Annotated in this window: 18 protein-coding genes; 4 read left to right on the forward strand and 14 right to left on the reverse strand. The window is 46.2% G+C overall.

Going from position 1 to position 26,790, the window contains the following annotated elements; translation table 11 throughout:
• Nucleotides 1-7: 7 nt before the first annotated feature.
• The 4 genes from ACFOEK_RS08000 (at nt 8) to ACFOEK_RS08015 (ending at nt 7,424) form a co-directional block, all read left to right on the forward strand.
• The gene (locus tag ACFOEK_RS08000) at nt 8-5,413 is read left to right on the forward strand and encodes a DNA repair ATPase (protein WP_386718861.1); all 5,406 of its coding nucleotides are present in this window, start codon (nt 8-10) and stop codon (nt 5,411-5,413) included.
• A gap of 86 nt (nt 5,414-5,499) precedes the next feature.
• Nucleotides 5,500-6,081: a rhomboid family intramembrane serine protease gene (locus ACFOEK_RS08005; protein ID WP_386718864.1), complete on the forward strand. Its 582-nt coding sequence runs from the start codon at nt 5,500-5,502 to the stop codon at nt 6,079-6,081.
• Between the two features lie 50 nt (nt 6,082-6,131).
• Nucleotides 6,132-6,677, forward strand: coding sequence for a hypothetical protein (locus ACFOEK_RS08010; RefSeq protein ID WP_386718867.1), 546 nt, complete (start codon nt 6,132-6,134; stop codon nt 6,675-6,677).
• A gap of 63 nt (nt 6,678-6,740) precedes the next feature.
• Nucleotides 6,741-7,424 (forward strand): phospholipase D-like domain-containing protein, encoded by a 684-nt coding sequence (locus ACFOEK_RS08015; RefSeq protein ID WP_386718870.1) that lies wholly within the window; start codon nt 6,741-6,743, stop codon nt 7,422-7,424.
• Between the two features lie 95 nt (nt 7,425-7,519).
• Here ACFOEK_RS08015 and ACFOEK_RS08020 read toward each other — a convergent pair whose 3' ends face one another.
• The 14 genes from ACFOEK_RS08020 to ACFOEK_RS08085 all read right to left on the reverse strand — a co-directional run bounded on the left by ACFOEK_RS08020 (nt 7,520) and on the right by ACFOEK_RS08085 (nt 26,760).
• Entirely contained in the window at nt 7,520-7,909 is a 390-nt protein-coding gene (locus tag ACFOEK_RS08020; protein WP_386718873.1) for a response regulator, read from the reverse strand.
• Nucleotides 7,910-8,060: 151 nt separating this feature from the next.
• Nucleotides 8,061-10,721, reverse strand: a complete 2,661-nt coding sequence (locus ACFOEK_RS08025) for an ATP-binding protein (protein ID WP_386718876.1) — start codon at nt 10,719-10,721, stop codon at nt 8,061-8,063.
• Between the two features lie 12 nt (nt 10,722-10,733).
• Nucleotides 10,734-12,632, reverse strand: coding sequence for an adenylate/guanylate cyclase domain-containing protein (locus ACFOEK_RS08030; RefSeq protein ID WP_386718878.1), 1,899 nt, complete (start codon nt 12,630-12,632; stop codon nt 10,734-10,736).
• Complete coding sequence (locus ACFOEK_RS08035) at nt 12,629-13,957, reverse strand: CheR family methyltransferase (protein WP_386718881.1); 1,329 nt, start codon at nt 13,955-13,957, stop codon at nt 12,629-12,631. Before ACFOEK_RS08035 ends, ACFOEK_RS08030 begins: the two co-directional genes overlap by 4 nt.
• 47 nt (nt 13,958-14,004) lie before the next feature.
• Nucleotides 14,005-16,362, reverse strand: coding sequence for a response regulator (locus tag ACFOEK_RS08040; RefSeq protein WP_386718884.1), 2,358 nt, complete (start codon nt 16,360-16,362; stop codon nt 14,005-14,007).
• Nucleotides 16,349-16,822 carry a chemotaxis protein CheW gene (locus tag ACFOEK_RS08045; protein WP_386718887.1) on the reverse strand — a complete coding sequence of 158 codons (474 nt, stop codon included), beginning with the start codon at nt 16,820-16,822 and terminating at the stop codon, nt 16,349-16,351. The genes ACFOEK_RS08040 and ACFOEK_RS08045 overlap by 14 nt, the downstream gene beginning before the upstream one ends.
• Nucleotides 16,823-16,854: 32 nt before the next feature.
• Nucleotides 16,855-19,137, reverse strand: coding sequence for a methyl-accepting chemotaxis protein (locus ACFOEK_RS08050; protein ID WP_386718890.1), 2,283 nt, complete (start codon nt 19,135-19,137; stop codon nt 16,855-16,857).
• Nucleotides 19,138-19,153: 16 nt separating this feature from the next.
• On the reverse strand, nt 19,154-19,693 hold the full coding sequence (locus ACFOEK_RS08055) for a chemotaxis protein CheW (protein ID WP_386718893.1): 540 nt from the start codon (nt 19,691-19,693) through the stop codon (nt 19,154-19,156).
• Nucleotides 19,680-20,327, reverse strand: coding sequence for a response regulator (locus ACFOEK_RS08060; RefSeq protein WP_386718896.1), 648 nt, complete (start codon nt 20,325-20,327; stop codon nt 19,680-19,682). The genes ACFOEK_RS08055 and ACFOEK_RS08060 overlap by 14 nt, the downstream gene beginning before the upstream one ends.
• A 35-nt stretch (nt 20,328-20,362) precedes the next feature.
• Nucleotides 20,363-22,174, reverse strand: coding sequence for a response regulator (locus ACFOEK_RS08065; RefSeq protein ID WP_386718899.1), 1,812 nt, complete (start codon nt 22,172-22,174; stop codon nt 20,363-20,365).
• The gene (locus ACFOEK_RS08070) at nt 22,171-23,211 is read right to left on the reverse strand and encodes a chemotaxis protein CheB (protein ID WP_386718902.1); all 1,041 of its coding nucleotides are present in this window, start codon (nt 23,209-23,211) and stop codon (nt 22,171-22,173) included. The genes ACFOEK_RS08065 and ACFOEK_RS08070 overlap by 4 nt, the downstream gene beginning before the upstream one ends.
• Before the next feature lie 456 nt (nt 23,212-23,667).
• The gene (locus ACFOEK_RS08075) at nt 23,668-24,870 is read right to left on the reverse strand and encodes an Hpt domain-containing protein (protein WP_386718905.1); all 1,203 of its coding nucleotides are present in this window, start codon (nt 24,868-24,870) and stop codon (nt 23,668-23,670) included.
• Nucleotides 24,871-24,922: 52 nt separating this feature from the next.
• Nucleotides 24,923-26,011, reverse strand: a complete 1,089-nt coding sequence (locus tag ACFOEK_RS08080) for an HD domain-containing phosphohydrolase (protein WP_386718908.1) — start codon at nt 26,009-26,011, stop codon at nt 24,923-24,925.
• Nucleotides 26,008-26,760, reverse strand: a complete 753-nt coding sequence (locus ACFOEK_RS08085; RefSeq protein ID WP_386718911.1) for an Hpt domain-containing protein — start codon at nt 26,758-26,760, stop codon at nt 26,008-26,010. The genes ACFOEK_RS08080 and ACFOEK_RS08085 overlap by 4 nt, the downstream gene beginning before the upstream one ends.
• Nucleotides 26,761-26,790: the final 30 nt, after the last annotated feature.

A 26,790-nucleotide genomic window follows, 5' to 3' on the forward strand; every position in this document is an offset into this window, starting at 1 on the left:
ATTAACGATGGTGCAGCAGGATCAATCTCTTTCATCTGGCAATCAGACATCAGAAGACGGCAGCAGCCATGTTGAGTCGGCCGTTGCACAAGGTGGTGCTTACGAGGTCATTCGAAAGCGCTTAACCGATCAAGGAAAAAAACTCTATCAACAAACCCAAACGCTGAATGACGCTCGATTAACAGAGTTCGGTAGCTCTGATATGAAAGTGGCCTCTCGGGTGCGTATTCGTACTGAGAATAACAGCGTTGCTCGGGATATGGTTCAGGTCGGCGACTTTTTATTGTTCGGCTATAACGTCTTTCTGGGCTTGAAGAAAGAAACCAAAATCGAGGATGTATTCACCCTGTTTCGCTTAAAAGGCGAAGGAGAAGAGTACGATCTGGAAAGCGTCGATAACGCTGACAGTTTTCTGGCTGAATCGTCTTTTGTCAGCGATTTTGATGAACTCTATCGCTACTACAAGCACACCAAACTTGTTCAGTTAACCGTTAAAGACGGTAAGTTACTGGCTGGTTTTCAAATCGGGGAACGTCTCGAAGATATTCGGGTATTTCGTTGGTCCGTTTCGGCTGATGGCAAGGACATTCGATATATAGATAATCGCGGTGAACGTGATATCCAGTTGCCACCAGCCTATGATTTTGAGTGGATCGAAACGACCCGTGAAGATACGGTCAATGGTCGTCATCCACACATTAATATTCTTGATCGAGTGTTTGTGGAAACAGTGGGCGGTGATCTCACCGTTAAGATTGAAAACAACACGGAAGATGGCTTAGGTATCTATCGGGAGCCGGTAGAAGATAAGACCCAGTCTTTGGACGATGCGAGCATACAGTATGCTCAGTTGGGCGAATTAATCTTATTAAAAGTATTACCTTATCGTGAAACCACCAGTCGCTATTTAGTGTTTAATGGTTTGACTGAGGAAGTACTAAGAATTGATGCCATTGGTCAGTCATGCGTTCAATTACCAGAAGATCACGGGATTATATTTCCTGGTGGTTATTACTTGCAGACTGGGGAATATAAGAGCTTCGATTTGGAGCTGATTGACACTGAATCTCAATCTCTGAAGTTCAAGCGAGCAATTCGTTCACCCAACGGCGAAGATGTTCTTTATGTGTTTTATGAGCAGGACAGCGGCACGTTTGGATTGTTTGCTTACAACTTAATTAGTAAAGCATTACAGAACCCAATTTATGGCCATGGATATGCTTTGTTTGACGATGGCAAGCTGGTGGTGTTCTCGGCGGAGCAAGAGCCTACGCGCGTGCATCCGATGCAAATTTGGGAAACGCCATTTGTCAGTCAAGAATATGCGAGTCAAACAGAGGTAAGCCAGACCTTCTTTGGTCGTATTGGTAACTCGGCGTTGGTTCGAGGCGTCTCTGATTTATACAGTATTTGCCGATTGATTGATAACCAGTCGGTGTCAGTTCGTATGTACGAAGAGCTGACTAAATCTGCGAATAAAGTCTTCGACAGCCATTATTGGATTGAAGATTACCGTCCTGACGGTGAGAGTGATGCCTCTGTTGCATTACTGCTTAAAGAAGTCTCGAAAACGTCGGAATTGGTCATCGACGAGTTTGAAAAAGTAGAGAGTATTCGACGTCAGTCTCAGCAATCAATGAACGAAGCTGAAGCGACTCAGACTGAAATTTTACAGTCTCTGCGTCCTGAAAACTGGGAAACGGCAGAGCAATACGTTGAAGCATTAGATCGCTTACGTCATCAGCGTGGTCATCTGACCACCATCAAGGAATACCGCTACATAGACCTTTCACGCATTGAAACGCTTGAACAACAACTTGTTGAAGCGCAAGAGCGCGTCAGTGAAGAAACAGTTACTTTCTTATCGGATGAAGAATCATTAACCCCTTACTTATCGAAAATAGATGAGATCAACAAAGACGTTGAAAAGGCGGAGAGTAATGCCACCTTAGATCCATTAATCGAGACGTTAGAATCAACCGCGTCTGGATTGGATTTGCTGTCTGAACTGATGGCCACCTTAAAGGTTCAGGACACCACGGTTCGTACGCGCATTGTTGATTCGATTTCGGAAGTCTACTCCAAGTTAAACCAGAGCAAAGCGGCAGCGCGTCATAAACAGAAGAACCTAGGTTCGGAAGAGGCGACGGCTCAGTTTGGTGCTCAGTTCAAATTGTTTTCGCAGAGTATTGCCAATGCGCTGAGCATGGCGACCACGCCCGAGAGATGTGATGAACAGTTATCTCGTTTGCTGGTTCAATTGGAAGAACTTGAAAGCCAGTTCAGTGAATTCGATCAGTTCCTTGCCGACATCATGTCAAAACGTGAGGAAGTGTATGAGTCTTTCGAGTCCCACAAACAACAGCTGTTGGATGAGCGTCAACGTAAGGCGCAAAGTGTGGTGGACGCAGCTGGCCGGATTCTAGCCAGCATTGAACGTCGTTCGTTCAAGTTCACCGATGCCGATGAGCTCAATACCTATTTCGCTTCCGATGCGCTGGTGTTGAAAACCCGTGAAATGGTTGAGCGCTTACGTGAACTGGACAGCGCGGTTAAAGCGGATGATGTTGAGTCTCGCTTTAAGGCCATCAAAGAACAAGCGTTGCGATCGCTACGTGACAAGACCGATATCTATGAAGAGGGCGGTAATGTCATCAAACTGGGCCCTCGTCACAGGTTCAGTGTTAATACTCAGGAATTGGATTTAACCATCATTCCGCGTGATGGTGTGCTGAATGCTCACCTTACAGGAACGGATTTCTTCGAGCCTTTGGAGAGAACAGAGCTTCAGTCGCTTAAAGCCTATTGGGACATGACGTTGGAGTCAGAAACCCCGGATGTCTACCGTGCAGAATATCTGGCGTATCTGATCCTAAAAGCGTGTGAAATAGGTGAAGAAGCAACGTTTGACCAGCTGAATGATGCCTTGTTGGACGATCAGAAACTACTGAAGCTGGTTCGTAGTTTTGCCACGCCTCGCTACAAAGAAGGCTATGAAAAAGGCATTCACGATCACGATGCGACTTTGATTCTGAAACAGTTAGTACCTGCTTTGGACAGTGCCGACTTGTTGAAATTTGATCCGCAATGTCGAGCTTTGGCTCAAATATTCTGGGCCAACATTCAGCATCTGGATCGCCAAGCTGAAGCGGATCTTTCTGCGATTAAAGAAACATCCAATGGTTGGCACGAGCGCGCTCAATCGGCCGCGTCCATGCAAACCATATTCAACAATGATCAAGCCATTCGTTTACTGAATGCAGAAATTCATCAGTGTTTGGAAATCTTCTACGAGCATCATCCAATTGAGTTTTCGCAGCGAGACTTAGAACGTGCTGCTGAATATTTGGTTGCAGAGCTCAGTCGTGATCGTTTGGATTTCATTTCCAGTAAGTATGCGCAAGCGCTGGTGGATGATCTCAAACGGAGCATGGACGATGCGTCTTGGAAGAAGTACCAAGCGTCATTGCAGAAGCTGAAAGGGCAAGTGGCAGCGCGTTGGTCATTAAGTGCTTCTTGGTTGTCGGCGTTGGTAAAAGGTAAAGAGTTAGCGCATTTAGAGCGCTACATCCCTGAAGCCGTGGCTTTGATTAATGCGGATGGCCGCATTGAGCGTCGTCCTACTGAGGCCGATGTCGAACTGAAAATTACAGGCTTGTTGGGGGATCACCCAAGGATCGACAGTCAGACATTATCCTTTGCTTTGGATGAATTTATTCAGCGTTTAGACGATCACAAATATCGTGTGGTTGCGGGGTATCATCAATACCTGGATCTGAGACAACACATCATCGAAGAAGAACGTGAAGCACTGCGTTTAGAATCCTTTAAACCTAAGCCTTTGAGTTCTTTTGTTCGGAACCGTTTGATCAATGAATCCTATCTGCCTTTGATTGGTGACAACCTGGCGAAACAGATGGGGACCGTCGGTGAAAACAAACGTACCGACCTGATGGGCTTGTTGATGATGATCTCGCCTCCGGGTTACGGTAAAACCACCTTGATGGAATATGTGGCAAACCGACTTGGTTTGATTTTCATGAAGATCAATTGTCCGTCGTTAGGCCATGATGTGTTATCTCTGGACCCTGAACAGGCACCAAACGCAACGGCTCGACAGGAGCTGGAAAAGCTTAACTTAGGCTTGGAAATGGGTAATAACGTGATGCTGTATCTTGATGATATTCAGCACACAGACCCGGAGTTTTTGCAGAAGTTTATTTCCTTGTGTGATGGTACGCGACGTATTGAAGGGGTTTGGAAAGGGAAGCCGAAAACCTATGATATGCGCGGTAAGAAGTTCTGTGTGGTCATGGCGGGTAACCCGTATACGGAAACCGGTGAAGCCTTCAGAGTACCTGACATGCTGGCTAACCGTGCCGATATTTATAACCTGGGTGATATTCTGGGTGGCATGGAAGAGGTCTTCGCACTCAGTTATATCGAGAACAGTTTGACCTCGAACCCTGTGTTGGCACCGTTGGCGACCAGAGAAATGGACGATGTCTATAAACTGGTGAAAATGGCACAAGGCCAGAACGTGGCGTCTACCGATCTTAGTCACCAATACAGTGGTGCCGAAATTGGTGAAATCACCGGAGTACTTAAAAAGCTGTTCAAGATCCAGGATGTCGTTCTCAAGATCAACCAGCAGTACATTGCCTCGGCGGCGCAAGACGATGTTTATCGAACGGAACCTTCCTTCAAGTTGCAAGGGAGTTACCGAAACATGAACAAGATGGCCGAGAAAGTATCGTCGGTGATGAACGATGCCGAACTGCTTCAGATGATTTCGGATCACTACCTCGGTGAATCGCAGTTACTTACTAACGGCGCAGAAGAAAACCTGCTTAAGTTGGCGGAATTACGCGGCAATATGACCGAAGAAGAGCAAGCCCGTTGGACACAAATCAAGAAAGACTTCCAGCGCAACAAAGCCATGGGTGGCGATGATGCTGACGTAGGTGGCAAGGTTGTGGCTCAGTTGGTGGATCTTGTGGATGGCGTTAAGCAGCTTGGCTTGTCGGCTCAGACGGCGGCAACCTCGTTTGCGGATCAGACATCGGCAGAGCAACCAAACGAGGCTCAGGTAGCTCAGTTGGATGTCATTAATAAATCTTTGATTCGTATTGGTGATTTGTTGGCAGAAGCTGGCAGTGTGGTTCAAACGCAGCCACAGGCTCAAGCACCTGTTGAAATGCCAAGTGTTGAGATTGTTCATCAGCCTGACCCGGATGTGAATAAAGTACTGAGAGTCCTTGCGTTCACCCTGAGAAAAGGCATTTTCCCGCTGGTTCGTGGTATGAATCAACGTATGGAATACGAGCTGATGACGCATGAAAAAATGCAGGCCATTCAGGATCAATTACAACAATTGGAATCTGAATTCCCATCAGCGGATGATCCGAACTAATGTTTGTAGCGTGATCGACGTATGAAGTGTGATCGGCGTATGACTGTCTTGAATTGTGATCGACATATGGCTGTCTTGAGGAGCATATGGCACGCAAGTTAAGTACGCTTCTGATCAAGAAGGTCAAAATCGTTGGCTTATTGTGCGCTTGCCTTATTGGCAGCCACATAGCCAACGTGCTCTTAAACGGCGCTTTATTTCAGTATGGGATTCAACCCAGAGAGCTCGATCGGCTTCATCATATCTTTACTGCCCCTTGGGTACATGGTTCGTTCAGTCATTTACTTAATAACTTAGTTGGTATCGTGGTGTTCAGCTGGTTGTGTTTGATCCGTTCAGTACGACTGTTTTGGTTCAGCAGCTTTATCATTGTGTTGGTGACTGGGTTGTTAGTGTGGTTGTTCGGGCGACCTGCCAATCACATTGGTGCCAGCGGTTGGATATTTGGGCTGTGGAGCCTCAGTATTTCTCTGGCTTGGTTTGATCGGCGTTTGATTAACATCGTGATCGCGATGTTGGTCATTCTGTTTTACGGCGGTATGGTGTTTGGCATGTTGCCGCAATCGAGTGATGTGTCTTTTGAGTCTCACTTGTTTGGTGCCGTCGCTGGTGCCTTTGCAGCCTGGTTGAGTACGCTCAAGCCGTTAAGAAAGAAGCTGAAAGACTAAGAAAGCCAAGTTTAAATAATGGGATATAAGAAAGAAAACAGGAAAAACGTATGAAATGTCCTGCGTGTCATGGTTCTGATTTAGAACCTAAACAACTCGAAACAGGCCTTATTGCTGGATCTTGTCAGCAATGTGACGGTGCTTTGTTATCGTTAATCAACTACCGCTTTTGGGCTCAGAATTCGGAGCTTTCCAATGAGGTAAATGAAGAAAGTGTATCCGTGGATGTACCTGAGGCCACTGAAGAGAAGGCGATGGTGTGTCCGAAGTGCGCTCGATTGATGACCAAGTTTAAGATTGGTTTGATGACCGCCAATCAATTGGATCTGTGCAGCCATTGTGATGAAGCCTGGTTGGATCAGGGTGAATGGCGTTTATTAAAACAACTGGAATTGCACGGTCAGCTGCCGAAGATTTTCACCGAATCTTGGCAACGCAACATCAGAAAAGAACGCATGTATAACCTTGTGAAGCAACGATACGTCGACATGATGGGGGATGAAGACTTTGATCGTGTTGAGCAATTCAAGCAATGGTTAGATCAGCACCAGAGCAGAGAAGACATTAAGCAATTTTTAGTGACCTCCTACGATTAAGCCGGGGGCCAATCCTTCAGTTATAGGGATTCAGTTAAAGGAATTCAATTAAAGGAAAAGTAAATGCGTATCAAGGAATTAGAGGCTTGGTTGATCGAAGCGTTACAAGACACCAAGTTAGATAACACTGAGAAAGCCGAGCTTCGTAGCATGGTGCCAATGCTGTCGGTGGAAGAAGGGCGTTTTCTACGAAATAAAGCCTTTGCTTTGGCCAAAGATGAAGTGCGGAATGATCCCGAGTTGACGTTATCCGTGTTCAAATGGTTAGAGAAAGTCGTAAAAACCATCGACTCTGCGGATAACCCGACCACCGTTGAAAGCAGTGCCCATTTTAGCCCAGGCGATGAGTGTCGTCGTAAGATTCTCGATCTTTGTCAAAACGCAAGACGCTCCATTGAAATCTGTGTGTTTACTATTTCTGATGACAGTTTGAGTAATGCCATTCTGAAGGCGCATCAAAGAGGCATCGAGGTTCGTATCATTACGGATAACGATAAGTCCAATGATCTGGGTAGTGATGTCGATATGTTGAGCAATAAAGGGGTGCCGGTTCGTATGGATCGAACCGACAATCACATGCACCATAAATTTGCGCTGTTTGATCGAGCAACGCTGCTCAATGGCAGTTTTAATTGGACGCGCAGTGCTTCGCGTTATAACCAAGAGAACATTGTGGTCAGCGGGGATGTTCGGGTTTTGGATCGTTTTACCACAGAGTTTGATCGGTTGTGGGCGCAATTTGGTTAGTCTGAGCTAATACATCTAGCCATTGCTACTCATTCCGACCCCGAACTGTTTCATGTGCACTGCAAGTAAAACAGTTCGAGGCGCTTTAATATTTTTCACCCTTGTTTTTGTGAAAAGCGTTCAAGCTTAGAAAGAATGGCGTTCGCTTGAAACGGTTTGAATAAATAGCCATTTGCACCGGATTTAATGGCATCAATGATTTGTTCTTTGGAGCTTTCTGAGGTCAGCATCAGTACCGGGATATTAGCCAGCTTCTGTGTGGAACGAATCTGCTTCAATAAATCCAGGCCATTCATATTTGGCATTTTCCAATCGCTAATTACTAGATCAATGTCGCGTGTTCTCAACAGCTCTAATGCGGCATGACCATCCACGGATTCATGTACATTGGTATAGCCTGCGTCTTGCAAAATATTAATCAGTGTCCAACGCATGGTTGAACAGTCGTCGACGACCAGGATATGTAAGTCGGTGGATTTGTTCATTACTGTATTCTCCAATATCGCTCGATGCATTTCATCAATCTCGCGAAAGTCGGTTGTTAGTCTTCTCCGTTAGCGTGTCCTTGTTGTCGTTCCGTCGTTCCGTCGTTTGCGTGGGGTGTTCTTATTCAGAGCTTAATTTGTTGTGAATCATTCAAATGGCTGCATCCGATGTTAGGCGCTCGTTTGAGTCAACGGTGGTTGAATAGGCCGGAAAAACAAGAATGAAGGTGGTTCCTTGATTCGGAGCGCTTTTGACCAAAATATCCCCGCCTTCTTCCGTGACTTTCGTTTTTAATGCATTTAAGCCAAAGCCTCGTCCGGCCAGAGCCGTCGCTTCTACGGTGTTACTGAAACCGGGGAGGAAAAGGATTTTCCATGGCTGATCGGCGTCGAGGTATTCCGTGATCAGTTGTTGATTAAGGTTTGGATCATGGGTGGCTTTATGGATGATTTCTTCCCAACGAATGCCGTAGCCATCATCGCTGATTTCAATTTCTATCTGATCATTCTTTTGTAAGCAGCGGAAAACAATTTGACCGCTGGATGGTTTGTCGGCTTGCTCTCGTTCCGTCGGTGATTCAAGCCCATGCGTGATGCAGTTTCTTAATACGTGAATCAGCGAGGCCTCAAGCTGATCAAACAAGCGGCGGGAGATTCGAACGGCCTCGCCTTCGGCTCTGACCTGAACCCGTTTGCCTTGTGATTCAGCCAGGCGTTGTGCTTCATTTGACCATTTTCGAATCAAGGTTTTAGCGGGCACAGAATCAAAGGTTTCGATTACTCGAGTCGCTCGTTGCCAGTTCTTGTCTTTGATTGCTGTTTTTAAGTGCTCGAAACCGTCTTTGGTAAGCACGATGCCAAGCAGTCGTGTTTTTAATTCACTACCCAGACCGTCCAAAATGTGTCGGATCGAATCGCAGTCGCTTAAGAATTGCTGCCAACACTCGTCGAAGGCCTGATTGTCGTTAAAGGAACCGGTAGAGGAGGAATCGTGTTTGGTGTCTTCCTGAGTCATCTGTCCAAGACAATGTTCAAGTTGATGACAGCTGCTTTGAAGTGCTTCTTGTTCCAACATCCCGCACATCCCTTTTAGGGTATGCAGTTGTCGTTGAGTTTCTTCTAACTGCGGCCCGGTTTGACTGGTTACTGTGCCTTGGGTCGCCAACTTATGGAGGGTGTCTTGAATTTCTGCGTCTTGGATTTCTTCGACAAGATTCAGCAATCTCAGAAAATGCTCTGGATTATCGTAGAGAACCCGCATACGCCGTTTTTCTTGTTCAAGAAGCACGTTTTTCCGAGCCAGCTCTCGTGCATGGGTTACGTCTTCAATACCAATATCGACGTAATTGATGTGATCGTGGAGATCTACACAAGGGTAGTAGGACAGACTGTACTCTCTGAGATTGCCTTGCGCATCCATGAATTTGGTTGCTTCAGGCAATAGGTTTGCGATTTCTTCAAAATCCATCGCATGGTCTGTTTGGAAGAATAATGGATACAAGGTAGAAAACTCGTCGATGTGCTTGGGATCATCAACAAACAGGCAGTCGTCTGCGGGTTTGCCAAGCAGTTGTGAGCTGTTGAACAGCTCGCAGCATTTTCTTGAAAACTCTTTGGTAATGACGCCTTTCGGATCGACTTTCAACAGGCCTTGAGAGAAGTGTTGCAGCAATTCACTGATCCGTTGATTGGCAATTTTCAATTGGGTCGACTTTTGCTGGAACAGGTTCCGCCAAAGTTTAGGAATACGAATGATGATTTTGTAAAAGGTGTCCTTTTCAATGGCTAATGTTTGGCAGGCTTCGATCGTCCGGACGGTATTTTGAGCTTTGCTTTCAGAGCTGATGACGTGACGTTCACCAAAGAGATCACCGACGCCACCATGAGTAATCAGTTCGTGATTGATCCAAACTTCGACGGTTCCCGAGGCAATCAAGTGCACATGATCAAACGATTCGCCTTGCGTCAGAATATTGGTATTCGGTTCAATGCTGAGCTCCGTCATATTATTTGCCAGCATCATCAGATCGTAATTACTTAAGCCTTTGAATAATGGTGCGTGACGTAACAGATTTAATCGGGACTGGTTGGTGACGGTATTGGGGATGTTCGCCAATTGGTTGAAGTCGAATGCTTCTCCGAGGATGTCGCAATAGTGATGGGTGATTTCAATAAAAATCTGATGCAGTTCTGGGCTGGAATGTTTTGAGAGTTTACTAAAGGCGGATAAAAACTCGCCTAATGCAGCCTGAACTCGTCTGGGCAGACGTTGCCATGCTGGGAAGAGCTCTCGAAATTTCAATGTTTCAGCTTCAAGGTCTTGCCGCTTTTTCTTTTCTTTGGCGAGTTCATCTTGAAGGTGACGATGGGCAAATTGCAACTCCTGATGACTTTCTCGCAGTTGCTTTATTTTGTGTTCATTATGAAAGATGGCTTCTATTCGTGTTATCGCCAGAGATTCAACCAAGGGCAGGGTCAGATAGTCAATGGCTCCTGCGTCGATGCAAGGCTGTACCAGCGCGTGTTGATCCGGTGCGACGAGCAGCAGGATAGGAACGGAGCAGTGGCCAGGGTGGCGTTTGAGTTTCATGATCAGTTCAACGCCGTCTTCGCCGTATGCTTCGATGTTCAGCACAATCAGGTGGATACTTAGGTATTTCAGGGTTTCCCAAAGCTGAACTTCCATATCTACCACTTTGAGTTGTGGATGTAAGCCAGATCGGGTTTGCACAAAGTCTTGGAAGCCTTCGTTTTTCCCCAGCAAAAGCAGGTGCAGCTCCGGTGTCGAAGACTTACTATCCTGAGACGCCATGATTCTTTCCACTTAGCTTGCTAAAGCGGGTCTGGGAATTTCACCAAGATGGCCGTAACAGCGTTGACGATAGATTTGAATGACAACGTCGTCCGGGTCTATTTCGTAACATTTCTCGAAGAATCTCAGAGCTTCGATATAGGCTTCGGTCTGATAGGCATTGATGCCTTTCTCATACATGGGCAGAGTTTGCAGTTTTTTCTTCTGGCGTTCAGGTAAGTCGCCATCAATAACCTCATACAACATCACGTTTTCAGACTTGCCTCGGACGACAACACAATCGATGTAGCGCAGTGAGTAAGAGATATTGTTTTGTAAGCCGATAAAGGTGTCGCTACCGATCAATATTGGCGTCTCATAGGTTTTGGTGAGGTGTTCAATCCGAGCGGTGAGATTGACGGTATCGCCAATGACGGTACTGTCCATACGAATTTCACCGCCGACGGTACCTAACATTAAGTCACCGGTGTTGATACCAAACCCAAGTTTGATAGGAACATAACCGCATTTGGCGCGATACTGATTATAGGTCAGTAGCATTTCAGACATGGCAATGGCTGCTCGAACTGCATCGTCGGGATTATCAAACAAGGCCATGATGGCGTCTCCGATGTACTTGTCGATGATGCCGTTTTTATCTTTGATGATGGGGGCCATGAAGGATAAGTAGGAGTTAATGAATCGGAAGTTTTCAGAAGGGGTCATGGACTCAGACAAGGATGTGAAAAAGCGAATGTCTGAAAAGAATACCGTCATGCGTTTTTCAACATGATCCCCCGGATTTACATCAATGATGTTTTTCTTATGAAGTATTTTCAGGAATTTATCAGGGACAAACTGTTGAAGTTTGTCATTAAATTGCTCAAGTTCTTCGGAGCGTAATCTGAGCTCACGGGTCCGCTCTTCAATACGTTCTTCCAATACTTCTTTGGCTTTTTCAAGCTCCTGGTTTTGTTCTTGAATGACTTCCCCTTGATGTTCCAACTGTTGGTTTTGCTCTTCCAGAAGTTCGTTGGCTTCGGCAATTTCTTCTCGTTGGATTTCAAACTGGGTCAGCAATACCTGCATTTCGACACGGGATTCGGCGGCGTAGAGGCTCAGACCGATGGTTTCCTGCACCTGTTCCAAGAAATCAATGTGGATCTCTTTAAAGGGCTCAAAAGCTGCCAGCTCCAGTACGCCATTCAATCCGTCCCCAATTTTTATCGGCAGAATTACCAGATTACGAGGCGTTGCTTCACCGAAAGAAGACGACACTTGTACGTAGTTATCGGGTAAGTCACTTACAACAATTAGTTTTTGATCAATGGCTGCTTGCCCGACCAGACCCTCTCCGAACCGTAAGGTTTGCGTTTTGCTCTTGGATTTAGGGTAGGCGTAGGTGGCTAACAGTTTTAGAGTTTGAACTTCCGATGCGAGACCGTAGAGAGCACCTACCTGAATGTTAAGTATGGTAGAGAGCTGTTTAAGGATATTCTGAGCCAATTCAACCAGATCTTGTTCACCTTGAATAGCCTCATTCAACGTGGACTTACTGCTTTGAATCCAGTGTACGGCTTCCATTTTCGTGGTGCGCTTCTGAACCTCGTCTTGTAAATTTGACAGGGCGTTGAGCTGCTGTAGCGTGCTGTGAACGGCCACGCTTAACTGTCCGATCTCATCTTCATTGTTGGCTTGTGCCAGGGCTACTTGGGAATCTTCTTGCGTGCTTACCAGATTGAGTAACTTTGAGATTTTGTTGCTGACCATGTGCTTAAAGTACAGATAGACCCAAAGGCCATAAGCGACAATCATAGTCAGGGCGATGGCAGCCAAAGACAGGGATTGCGTACTGGTCGCGCGTTCTACTGCAAATACCACAAGTAACATCGGCAGTAAGATGGCTAATAAAGATTTAGTGAGGAGTGTCATAGTGCCTCCGGTGATTCATTCAGAATGGAAAGAAAGTTGCGTGCTTCATGGTTGTTGGCATTCAGGTTTAGGCACTGTTTAAAGTGTTCCTTTGCTTCGTGATAGTTACCGGCCTGTAGGTTGAGTGTGCCTAACAGTAAATAGGCTTCATCGTGTTGGGTGGCGCTGAGTACTAACTCAGCCAGCTCTGCGGCTTGTACTGAACGACCTTGATCGGCATAGAGTTTTGCCAGACCCAGATGACACTCTGTGGGGTGTTGCTGTTGTTCAATGCCTTGTTGGTAATACTGTTCTGCTTGGTCATAGGCTTTCTGTTCGTAGGCTTGTAGACCGAGCTTGAAGAAGTTGGTTGACGGCGATAGTGTGTCCGATTTGTTAGTGGCCTTAGGCCGGTCTTCTTTTAACTGAGGTGGAATGAATGTCGACTGAGCCGGTGTACTCGTCGTGTGCTGTGTAAAATCTTTAAGAGCGTGCGTGTTAAGTTGAGCTTGATGCTGCTTGTGTTTCGGTTGAGCTAGGCTATACCAAAAACCCTGTGTTGTTCGGTTGACTTGAAATTGTTCATTGATTGGCATGATCGAATCGGTCGGCGCCAAGAAGAGCCTGCTACGTTCGTTCATTAATTGTTTAATGATTGGTATGAGACGAGTAATGGTATCGCCATCAAAGTAAATCATTACGTTCATACAGAAGATAAAGTCGTAGTGCTGAATCAGTGGGCTATTCGGTAAATCGAACACATTCATGCTGAAGAAATTCACTTGCTGGGCGACTTCTTGGGATAATTCAAACTGTTTATTCGGTCGTTCTTGAAAGTAGAGTTGTTTCACCAGTGGGTTGGTATTGCGTAACGCGTTTTGGCTATACAGACGATTTTTTGCGTGCTGAATCGATTGTGGATTGAGATCAAAGGCATTGATTTGGATCGGTACGGAACCTAAATGGCCGGATTGATGCAATAGTATGGCAATGGTGTAGGGTTCTTCTCCGGTTGAGCAGCCAATGTTTAAAATCTTTATTGGTCGGTAGATTGGAGACGCTGATGTCAGTAAGGCCTCTTCTGAAAATTGGTTCAGAAACAGTTGGTAGCTTTCAGGGTAGCGAAAGAAACAGGTTTCGCCGGTAGTGATCGCATTTATAAATCGGGCTTCTTCGTCTTTTTGAGTGGTTAAGCGATCCAGGTACGCGGCGGGACTGTCTATTCCGAGCGCTTTACAACGGTTGTTAATGGCCAGGGTTAATTGTGTTGTATTTTGCTCGGTAAACGCTAATGCGTAGCGACTTTTTATAAAATTTATAAACTGAGTTAATACCAAAGTATGCATGCCTTATGTTCCCAGTTTGTTATGCACTAACGTGTGCATAAGGATACTTACACAGCAATTGCTCTTTCGGAGTGTTGTTGTGTTTTGGAGAGGTGCTTGTCAATCGCATGTAATATCACCCCTTTATCGAACTCCGCTTTGGTCAGGTAATCATTGGCTCCGACTCGATAGGCTGTTTGCTTGTCTTGATCCCTTTCCTTGTAGCTCAGCATCAGGATGGGAACGTCGGAATTCTTTTTAGAGGCTCGCATTTGTTTCACCATTTCAAACCCGTTTAATCTGGGCATGTCGATGTCGGAGACCACCAGATCTGCGGTAATTTGATCAAATTTATTGAGACCATCCTGGCCATCCACGGCACTGACCACCTGATAGCCGTTAGCGGTGAGCATTTGTTTCATTAATTCTCTGACCGTGGCTGAATCTTCTACGACCAAGATGGTGGGTTTGTCGTGTTTTGCGTGCTTTGTTCGTAGCTTGTGTTCACCGTGCGTATGGCTCATTTCCCGAATGGTGTTGAGCAGGTCATGAATGTCGAGCATTAATGCGCCTTTACCGTTTCGTAACGTGGCAACACCGGAGATGTCTTGAAGTTTGCCAATTCGGGCATCACAGGCTTGAACTATGACGTTTTCCTCGTGCAGCACTTCCTCAACCAGCAACGCGGCATATTGACCCGCTGTCCCGAGAACGATCATGGTTTGGCTTTTGGTGGTATTGGGCACATCGGGTTGCAGGAAGAGAGTTTTTAACTCGCAATAGGGAACAAAACGGTCATTAAATTTGAACATCTGACGGTCTTCGACCAGCAGCGTATCTTCACGATGATTAGGGTAAAGGCCAACGATTTGGTTAACTGGAAGAAGATAGATCTGATTCCCAAAGAGTTCAGAATTCCCTCCGACAACGGCTAAGGTCGGTGTGAGTGAGATGGTGGCCGGAAATTCCAGTAAGAACGACGTAAATACACCGGACTGACTGTTCACTTGTATTTTTCCGCCGATGGCTTCCACTTCGGATTTTACAATGTCTAAACCAACGCCGCGGCCGGATAGGTCGGTCACTTCTTCTGCCGTAGAAAAGCCTGGTAAAAATAAGAACTGCATTAACTCTTCATCAGAAAGCTTGGCCGCTGTTTCTTCCGTGAGGTCGCCTCGTTCTACAACTTTTTGACGAATAGTTTGGGCATTAATCCCTCGTCCGTCATCTCGCATTTCGATGAAGATCTGGCCTTCCGATTGATTGGCCGACACCAGGAGCTTTCCTGTTGTCGGTTTGTTCAGTTGCTCGCGCTCATTGGGTGGTTCAATGCCATGACCCACGGCATTACGTAACAAGTGCAGCATGGGAATTCGAATCACATCCAATACGGTTTTGTCGATTTTGACATCATCACCACAGATCTCTAAATCAACGGTTTTACCGTGTTCCAAAGCGAGATCTCGCACCATGCGTGGAAATTCCCCCAGAATATCTGCCAGGGTTTTAAGACGCGCGTTGACGACTTCCTCGTCCAGATGATTGCTGGTATGGAATAACTGATTAGACAGATGTTCCATGTCCTGCATGCCGTGGTTAATGGCTTCCTGAAGGACTTTTTGGGTGTTGCGGATTTGATCCATGGTGGATTTTAAGGACAGGGCTTCTTGCCCTTCCGTAATGTTGTAATTCAATTTGTCCAGCTGCGAGTTCAATCGCATGCTTTGCTCAAGATAGCTCTTGAACTGTTTGACCAACTCATCGGACAACTGCTGTGTGACTTTAAGCTCTCCGGTTTGTCGTAACATGCGATCCAGCGCCGCTGCTTCTACCTGGAAGATCGCCGAGTTGGATTGATTGACCGGTGGTGTGGTTTCCGGTGCTGCCTTTACGTGTGGCAGGGCTGTAGTATCGGCTGCTTGTTCAGCCGCTTGTTCAGCCGCTTGTTCAGCCGCTTGTTCAGGTTGTTGCTCTGTAACCGCCGGGGATGTTTCCTCTGAAGTGATCATTGGCGTCCAGAGTTCAGGCTGATCTGGATGATCCAGAATGCTCTTTAGAACCTCTAACATATGTTCTACTTCGGGCGGTTTCTGTTGTAGGTTTTCTTTGTCTGCGTTGGTGAGCAGTGCTTGTATTAAATCGAGGGTTTTGAGAACGGGAGTAACCAATTCGGTTGTGAATATGAGCGTATCGGTTTGGGCTCGATTAAATAGATCTTCAAGCCGATGGGCCAGTTCTTTAATGCCATTGAAGCGAATTGCTCGCGCCGCGCCTTTGAGGGTGTGAGCATCTCGCATGGCGTTAGCCAGAAGAGGCATATCGGTTGGTGTTTTTTCGAGCAGTAATAAGCCATCAGTCAGCTTCTTTATTTGTTCGGAGGCTTCCTCTTTAAATATCCCAAAGACATCGAACTCAGAACTTGTCATGACTGAACTCCATCAAGTAACTTTGCTCATCATTGGAAAGCATCTTGTCGGGAATCAATATTTGAATCATGGAATCGCCATTGACCAAGACGCCTTGCAGAAACGGTGTTTTTTCTTGATTTAATACGCCGCTTTTATGATCGCCTTCAACAAAGCTATGAATATCGTGCACCTGATCAATAATCAGACCCACGGTTAGGTGATCGAGACCCACAAGCACGATCCGGGTTCGTGGTGGATACGTATTGCGTTCCAGCCCAATGCGTTTAGCTAAATCGATAATAGGGATCATGCTGCCTCGCCTATTGAGCATCCCTTCAAGGTAGTCGGGTGCATTGGGTACCCGGTGTATCCACATCATGGGTAAAATTTCCTGAATACTATGCACATCGATGGCGTAGCCTTCATCCTGGATTGTGCAGGTTAAATACTCCATATCGTTGATTGCCACCTTGTCCATATGCTTGGTCACTCGCTCTGTGAGTACATCGGTTAACTGGTTTTGAAGCGCACGACAGTCCCTCTAAGTTGTCCGACCATGCTGTTCAACTCGGCAATGGCTTTATTGATTTGCTGAGATGCGCCGGCTGACATGTCGGTTGCGGTGGAAATGTTTTGCATGGAGTCCCCGATCATTCGGGACGCTTCTGTTTGCTGACCAACGACGCGAGTCATGTCTTCGGTTTGGTTGGAGATCTGAGCAACGTTGTTAACGATTTCTCGTAAATTAGTCACCGTGTTGGTCACCGATTCGGAGCCGACTCTGATTTCCTCAGACGACTTTTGCATGCTCATGACGGCCGATTCGGAGGCTCGTTGAATATCATGCACTATGTCGTTGATGTTCTGGGCGGCTAATAAGGAGCGGTCCGCCAGTCGACGTATTTCACCTGCTACAACACTGAAGCCTTTGCCTGATTCGCCGGCTTTGGTGGATTCAATGGAGGCATTCAGTGACAGTAAGTTGGTTTGATCTGCAACTTCCGAGATCACCGTTAAGACTTTGCTGATCTCTTCGATTTTTTCGCGCAGAAGCTGAATGCGCTGGCTGGCACCTTCGTTGGCTTTAGCAATGTTATCCATGCCTTCGAGGGCGATTTGAGCCTGCTCGACGCTGTCACTGGATTTTTCCGTTGAGCTTTGAGCGAATTGACTGATGCCTTCTAAACTCTGGTTCATCTCTGTCATGGACGAGACTTGTTCATTCACCGAGGATTTGACCTGATTGACCTGGGCGGCCATTTCAGTGCTAGAGGAGCCTTGCTGGTTAGTGGAGGCCATGATCTCGTTGGAAAGAGAGGATGTATTAAGTACGGCACCAGACACCTCTGAAATCAGCGTTAATAGATTTTGACGCATTTGTTCCATCTGATCAGCGAGTGCACCCAGTTCGTCTCTGGAGTTACTGGCAATCGGCTGGGTCAGGTTGCCGCTGGCAATGGTCGAGGAGGCGGTCAGAAGCTCGCGGACGGTTGCAATGATAGGGCGGGGCACAAACACTAATACCAAAATACCAATTAAGCCACCAAGCAGCGCAATGCTTGTCACTATCCAGGTACTGCTCAGAGATAAGTCATTGAGTGTGCCTGTGCTGTTTTCAATGCGTCCCCAGGTCCGATTTCTGGTTTCTTCAAAACTTTTTAATAGCAGGTTGGCGCTTTCGATCATGGAGGCTTTTTTCTCCTTGATGAAGGCGCCATTCTCAGCAATTTCGAGTGTTCTTTGTTCTATGAGTCTGATCGATTGGTCAAGCTCTTCTACAAAACCACGGATGTCCGTTCTTACGTCCCTAAACATGAGTTGAATCCTTTCATCTTGCGTATTGGTACGCACCTGATCGATCGAGCTTATAAGTTCTTGGGCTTGCTGGCGTATGGTGTTCGCTTGCATTAGGTTATCTGAGTTTGTGTACCTCAATATATTGAACTGAATATTGGCAATGCGCTCTTCCAGACTCGTTAGCGTTTGTCCAAAGAGGATGCTTTCCGGTGGAATGACCGACGCGCGTTTTAATGTAATCCAATGGTCTTCCAGAGTGGTAGAGAGCTTGTTTCGTGAGTCTTTTAACGTCCCTAATAACAGGGTTTGAGCTGCATTGGTCTCGGTTCTGATTTGTTGATTAGATTCACGGGCGGCCTGGATGGCGTTTCCTATATCATGAACGTCGTTTATGTGATTGGTGAGTAGTTGATCCATTTCAGTAAAAAAGCTGTTCAGCTGGACGTTATTGTGCTTTTCAATGTCTTTGGCGAGTTCGGTGGCGCTGGCTAAGTAGGAATTAAGTCGTTCCAGTTCTTGAGAGGCCGCGGTTAGCTTAAATTCATTCTCGGTGTTGAGATAATCTTCTTCCAACAAAAGCGCATCATACAGGGTCAAGCTCATTTGTTCGGCAAGCTTGGTTTGTTTGACGGCGGGTGTTACGACGTTCGTCATCTGTGAGCGTATTTCTGACATGATGGAGATGGCGACGGTAGAAATAATCACAATGATCAGCGTTAATATGCCCATTCCCCCGGAAATTTTGGCCGCGATCGACAGCCCCTGACGTTGACGGCTGGGCTCTCGAAAATGGGAATCACCCAATGGCCCTGAGGAAATGGTCGTGGGTTTGGAACCTTTGGGTTGAGAGCTTGGGGCAGACGGATCACCTTGCAGTTCTCTTTGTAAGGCTTCCAAATGTTGTCCTGTTTTTTCTTCGATAGCATGGTCTAAATGCTCTGTATCTTCTTCTGTGTCATGAGCGGGCCAGGTCGTGCTTGCTTGAGATGCGTCCATAAATCCTCCTATACGTTCAAAGCTCGGCTTCAACCAATTCGCTCAAAACGTCTTCTTTTAACCAGATGATTTTTCGAGGGCTTCCTTTGATGGGAAATTCGAGCAAACACTTAATCATTTGCGTCGACTTTTCTTCGATGCTCTCTTCTTGGGATACCAGATAGCTTTCGTAGATTGCTTCGACTGTGGACAATTCATTGACTAGAAATCCATAGTTTCCATTGTCTCCTTCCATCACCACCAGTTTCTGAGACTGGTTGGGCGTTACTTTTATGGAAGGTAAGTGCAATAAATAGTGCAGGTCGATCAAGGGAATGAAGCCACTGTGTTGTTGAATTAACCCAAGAACACCCGTTTGTACTCTGGGAAGAACCACCCCGTTTTTTAAATGAGTGGTTTCGTGAATGTTGCTGGTTGGCAGACCAAACCACTGATTATCTAAGCGAAAAATAAGCAGGTAGCCCAACAGCTGCTTTGACTCTTGTTCCGTTTCAGCAAGGTAGAGCTTGGCGCGCTCTTTTAGGAGTTCTTCGGGCAGAGCTTCATTGGAATGCATGATCATTTGACTCCCTGGACTGAGGGAACTCGGATATCAAAGAAGGTAAGGCGTCCCAGGCTTTATCACCGAGTCTGTGTAAGTTACTCAGAAGTTCCTTTTGTTCTGAATTTCCATGGATTTCCAGCCAGTTAATGAACTCAAGGAACCTTTGTTTACTGACGGTTTCAACGGAACTGAGTCGTTGTTCCTGATGAGCCAAGTCGGTTAGGCATTGATTGGCCTGAAGTTGGAATTGAGTGAATTCAGCGGCTTTGGTGACCATGACTTTGAGTTGTCTTGGGTTCCAGGGTTTTGCAACAAAGCCAAAGATGTGCCCTTCATTTACGGCCTTTATTAGGTCGTCAACGTCGGTATAGCCTGTGATTAACACGCTGGTCACAAATCTGAATTTTTCCCGTACTTCACGCAATAATTCACAGCCGTTAATCCCCGGCATACGTTGGTCGCTGAGTACGATGTGCCATTCACAGTCTTTGGTTTTGATCAGTTCCAGTGCCTCTTCACCGGATTCGGCGGTTTCTATATTGAATTGGCGTCTGAACAAACCTTTTAGCGAGCTTAAAATAGCAGGTTCATCATCGACAATGAGCATATTAAGACAATCGTTTGTTTTTGATGTTGGTATGTTCATAAATGCTTACCTCCATATGATGAACACTTGGGCTTTCAAGGATTGGGTGATCTCTGTAAGCCCGCCGCTTTCTCTATAGGTAAAGTCAGACTGAATACACTGCCATGTCCTTCTTTACTGGCTATTTCGATGGATCCTTGGTGGTTTTTAATAATTCGATAGGCGATGCTTAATCCCAATCCGGTGCCTTGCCCAACAGGTTTTGTAGTAAAAAAAGGATCGAATAATTTGGATTGGAATTTTTCCGGTATACCGCAGCCGGTATCGCAAAATTCAAGGTTGATATGGTCGTCTTGTTTTCGACCGCGAATGGTGATTTCACCGTCCCCGTCAATGGCATGAATGGAATTACTGAGCAGGTTCATAAAGACCTGATTCAGTTGTCCGGGAGCGCATTCGATCTCGGGCAGATCTTCCCATTCTTTATTGATCTTAATACGACCGTTAAGTTGATGATTCAGCATTAATAATGCGTTATCGATGCCTTCGTAAAGGTTGGCGCGTTTAATTTCACCTTCGTCCAGCCGTGAGAAGTTACGCATGTTGAGCACAATCTGCTGAATACGTTCAGTGCCTTGTTCACTGTGGGTTAGGCAGTCGCCCAGTTCCTGTGTGGTGTATTCGAGATCAAGGTCTTGTTCATAGTCGTGCAATTGCTTGAGGGTGTCTTGATCCTGATGGGTTTGGCCAAAATCACGATAGTAGGTTAACAGGCCTTGTATACTTTCAACGTCTTCACGAATGGTGAATAAGTTGTTTTGAATAAAGCTTAACGGGTTGTTGATTTCATGAGCGACGCCCGCGACCAGCTGACCCAGTGACGACATCTTTTCAGCATGAACCAGTTGTGTTTGGGTGGCTTTTAATTCGTCATTGGCGGCAACCAGTTCCTGGGTTCGTTGTTGCACCAAGGATTCTACTTTTTGTTTTTCCTGCATAATTTGACGAGTGTAGCGACGATACTGTTCTTGTATCCGTAGCAGAACGTCGATTTTCTTTTCGAGCAGTTTCAAGTCGGCTTCTTTGTTGATGAAGTCATCGGCACCCATCTCAATGGCCGCGGTGACATCTTCCAAGCTGTCTTTACCACTGAGCATGATGATAGGAATCTCTCGGAAATAGGGATTTTCACGAATTTCCCTGATCAATTCCAAACCGCTCATCTCGGGCATCATCCAGTCTACGACTAGTAGATCAATCGGGTTAGCTATCGGATCGCCGCTTTGAGCTAAGTGATGTTCCCCTGTCGCTGGTGTTTCCGTTGTATTAACCGCGCCTGTTGTATTAGCACTATCCGTGGCAGAAAACGCCTGCTCTAGTAGTTGCAGTGCTTCCTGCCCGGATTGCACGGCTGATACTTTAAAGTGAGGCTTCAAGAACTGCTGAGTCGAAAGTAAAAAGGTTTTGCAATCGTCCACCAGCAAGATATGGCGTTCTTTACGAGAGGTTTTCTGGATTTCCAAGCGTTGCAGGAAGAACAGCAGTCGTTGAATGCGAACTTCCAGCAGTTCAACGCCGTCTTCTTTCGAGACAAAGTCATCACAGCCCGCATTCATGGCAGACAAGATGCATTTGCTTTCAGATTTCCCGGTCATGAGGATGATGGGAAGATCAAAATACTTCCAGTTACAGCGAAGGCAGCGAACAATGTCCAGACCGTTGTGATCCGGCATGTCCCAATCGAGAACCAGAAGATCAATGTCTTCATTGGCCAGCAGTTGCATGGTGAGTTCTTGATTAGTGGCCGTGAAGACCTGATAGCCTTTCGATTCCAAGTAGTATTGGGTGGAGGCCAGCACAGTAAGGCTGTTGTCCAGAACCAGGATAGTGGCTGGAACCCGCATCATGATCGGCCTCCTTTGATCCACTCTTCTATCGTTCGTCGAATTCCGTCCAGTGGTTGAGCGCCCTGAGCCGCGCCTATTCGTTGCGCTGATTTAGGCATCGAATCCACCACACAGGAGTCGGGTGTTTGGGCTAGCGTTATGGCACCGGCTTGCTTCATGCTGAGCAGGCCTTCTGCGCCATCGTCAGCCATTCCTGTGAGTATGACTCCCAAGGCATTGGCCCCAAATACCTTGGCGACCGAATTCATACACAGATTGATACTGGGTGAGTAATAGAGCTCTGCAGGCGTTGGAACGATCTTTATCTGTTTTTCCGGCGTAACGGTAACGGACTGTCGACCGCCAGGCGCTACATAGACGTGTTTGCTCTTTAAGGGCTGTCCGTTTTTTGCGAGACAGATGGTTAAACCGGTATGTTCTGCCAGCCATAAGCGGAACGATTCAGCGAAAATTTCATCAATGTGTTGATTCAGTACGACTGCGGTGTCTTTGAGATCTGTCAGTGCCGCAAGGATCTTTAACACGGCATTAGGGCCACCAGTGGATGCGCCAATCACAATCAGTCTTTGTGCTGGTGAGGTTGGGGCGGATGAGATAGCCAAGCGCTGAGGGCGTTGTGTTGATGACACATGAGGGACGCATGCTTTCAGAAGGGTGTCCATTTTCTGAAATAGTTGGAGGCCCGCCCGATTCATACAGTCTTGGGTCAGAATGCCTTGTCCATTCAGCGTCACAACCGGGGTTTTAATGACATCCATGGCCCCTTTGGCTTGCGCTTCAAACACTCGGGTGACATTGGAGCTCACAGTACAGGTGACAATAAGAATGCGAGTAGGGTGGCTGTTCATGATGTTCATGGTGGCAGTTACGCCATCCATGTTGGGCATATGAATGTCCATTAAAATCAAATCGGGTCGGTACTCCTGATTCATTCTTACGGCCATTAGCCCATCGCCGGCAACACCAACACACTGATAGCAACCATGCTGTTCAAGCAGGGCCAAAAGTATTTTTTGGTGAAGTATTGAATCGTTCACAATTAATATCCGAGTCATTCCGTCAGCGCATCTCAAGTTATCGAACAGTGATAAAAGCTTGCGTTTATATTCTCTTTCGGGTTCCTTTATTTTTCATAATCTGTGCCAAATGACGCTCTTATCGGTTTTTAGATACAACCGTTTGATTTTTAATGGTTTTATCATGGTGGTCTTCAAGGGGATATCGGGTAATAAAAAAGATAAAAGGCTTCAGAGAAAACGTATTCTTTTAATAAAAGAGAGTCTTTTTTTATTTCTTTTATCGTGTTGCTTGAAAATGAATCTATTGGTGGTGTGAATGGTTGCCTGTATCGCCAAAGAATATGCATTGTTGCCGTGGTACAGAGTTATCGTGATACAGAGTTGTCGTGGTACAGAGTTATCGTGATACAGAGTTGTCGTGGTACTGAGTTGACATGGTACAAATAAGCCCCAAGCAGCGAACTGGCTCAGAGGTTAGCTATGTATGCCGGTGAGCTGCTGGTGAAGCTTGGTTATGTGAGACTCGGAGGCGGATAAGTCGTGTTGCCCTGCGAGGTGCTCTAGTTCTTCGCAGGTTTCAGCCAGATGGAAAAACTGAAAGCTGGTGGCTAGCCCTTTGAACGTATGTGCTGCGCTTTCCAGAGCGTGAGCATCTTGATTGAGTACGGCGGTTTGTATGTCCATCAGTAGGGTGGTGCTTCGCTGTAAGAAATTGGGCAGTTTCTTCGCTAGAATGGATTGATATTGATAGGTCAGGCGACAATTACTGGGTGGTTCCCTGTTGTAACTTTCTTGTTCCCAGTTGTGGCTGTCCGGTTTGGTCATTTCTGCTATTTGGTCGAGTTGCTGATTCAGCTGCAAATGTCGTCGTGTAGACTTGGCTAATAATGCCGAGCTGGTTTGGATGGATGGCTTTGAAAGCTCAAACGCTTTGTTTGCCTGGTCTTCCATGTGTGGTTTGGATTGCCCGTAATTTCCTTTGATACTCTCACGTTGCATCCAGTAAACATTTCTGGACATACACTGGCTGTCATACAAGATGTTATTGACGTAGGTGAGTTGTTCTTGTGTCAGGTTGGTGGAGCTTAACTCTGACGTTGCTTCTATTAGGTTGTCGATGAACACTCGAAGGCTGGATAAACTGTTATTTATATCCTGACTCGACAGTAATGATGTCGATGTACCAGAACGGGATGGAAGCGGATCGGGATGCCGTTGCGCAGGAAAAGAATCGGTTCTCTTTCGCTGTGTATGGCGCTCAATCAATTTCTCGCAGGTATGTTTAATTAACAGCGGTGTAATTTGCTCTTTTGGCAGGCATTCATACATAGGCGAGAGGAGGCTTTTGGGGTTTTCTATAGGCCTGGCCTCTGATTGAGCATGATGAGTTAAACACATTATGCGTTGTAAGGTGTGATAGTTTTTTTTACTGGATAAAAACAGAATGGGGATGGCGGTTTGAGTATGAGTTACTCGTGAAATCAGGCCAGCATAGTTAGACAAATTTGATCGTGATAAGTCCAATAAACACAAGTCGTGGTGGCTGTGATTTAACTGCTGCAAGGTTTGTTCGCAATTATCGGTAAGATCAAAACTGGTGCCCGGAAAGGCAGACTTCACCACCTGTTTTATATGCTTAAAAGTAGCTGTGTGATGTTTGAACAGTAAAATACGCATGTGCTTATCCCGTGTTCGATACGCTCGTTGTCAGACTGAGGGGCAACCAACTTCAGGCTGATAAACGAGCTCGTCCTTTTTCTTCTGAATAGGTGGTTCTGATACGAAGCATGGCTGGTAGCTGTTCTTTAAAGACCTTCACCAGCGCAGGATCGAAGTGTTTACCCGCGTTCTTTTCGATGTACTCCACTGCATCGACCACGGACCAAGCATCCTTGTAAGGACGAGCGGTGGTGAGTGCATCAAACACGTCAGCAATGGCAACGATTCTGGCTGAGAGAGGAATTTCTTTTCCTTTTAATTGATTGGGATAGCCGGTTCCGTCCCACTTTTCATGGTGACCCAAAGCGATTTCTTTTGCTAAATGTAAGAGATCGGAACCGTCGTCATCTCCTAAGATGCTGGCTCCAAATTGTGGGTGCTTTTGCATGATTTGCCATTCATCGTTAGTTAACTTTCCGGTTTTGAGTAGGATGTGATCCGGGATTCCTATTTTGCCGATGTCGTGCATGGGCGCCGCTTGAAAGATAAGGTTGCTCCACATCGGATTTTTTGTAATGGCTTCAGCCATTAATCGTGAGTAATAGCTCATGCGAATGACATGAAAACCGGTTTCATTGTCTTTGAATTCGGCGGCTCTGCCCAACCGACGAATGATTTGTAAACGGGTTTGTTCCAGCTCTCGGGTTCGTTCAGAGACTTTGTGCTCTAACAGTCGATTTTGGTTTGCGATAAACAAGTGTGTTTGTATTCTGGCTTGAACAATGGGCGGACTGATCGGTTTGGTGATGTAGTCTACGGCGCCTGCCTCTAGGCCAACTTGCTCGTCCTCAACACTCCCTTTCGTTGTAACGAATATGATAGGAATATTCTTCGTTGATGGCATTTTCTTAAGGTATCGACACAGGGTATAACCGTCTATTTCCGGCATGACCACGTCCAGCAAAATCAGATCCGGTTGAGGGTATTCTTGGGCAATTTCCAGAGCTTTCTTACTCGAAATAGCCGCTTTAACCCGGTATTTATGCCGTAATAGATTGCTCAGGACGTGAAGATTATCCGGTTCATCATCGACAATTAAAATCAGGCTATTCGCGTTGGGCATGTTTGCCGCTTTAATGTTGGTATCGTCTGGTATCATTTGACCTGTCCTCTATTACCTGTATTGAGGCTTTTAAAAGGAAATGTACTTGGTGGTTGATGCTCAACGTGCGCTTTCTCTAGCGCTTTGGTTAGGTTCTCTGCATGTACCAGCGCGATTTCGAAATCAAAATGAGAGGCGGCTTTTTCCAGACTTTTCATCTCGGCAGCGATTTCGCTGTGCCTGAGTAGGGGGTTAAGTTTTTCTAGGGTATCAAGAACTTCGGTATCGTTCTCCTTGATGAGATAGGTCAGTTTGTAGAGGAGAGGCATCACTAGACTAAAGTCGATGTTGTCTGGAGCTTCTTCCTCACTGGGTATATGCAAGCTGGATTCCCACTCCGTTATGGCTTGTGTGACTTCCTGTAAGGTTTGTTGAACCGCATTCAGCAATTTAGGATCAATGATTTGTAGTTCCAGAGCTTCTTCTAGCGAATGTGCTGCGCTGTGGAGTTTCATTGCGCCTATGTTGCCTGCAAGCCCCTTGAGAGAATGAGCAAGCTGACTCGCAAGGTCATAATTGTGCATGTCCAATGCCATTTGAATCTTATTGAGACTGTGCTTCTGACCATCAACAAACCTAAGTAACAACTGTCCATACAGCATTTTGTTACCTCCCATACATTTCAAGCCTTTTTGCATCTCTATACCTGTAAGCCTGGGAGGAAGTGAAATGTCCTGGATGGCTGACATGGTCGTGGCTGTGTCTGGCCCATCAATCTGTGTGTCTAAGAGTGTCTGTAAGTTCATTGTTGAGTCCTTAAAAGATCCTCTGAATTT

It is taken from the genome of Litoribrevibacter euphylliae, from assembly GCF_042646085.1.
In the GTDB taxonomy this organism is placed as follows: Bacteria; Pseudomonadota; Gammaproteobacteria; order Pseudomonadales; family Litoribrevibacteraceae; genus Litoribrevibacter; species Litoribrevibacter euphylliae.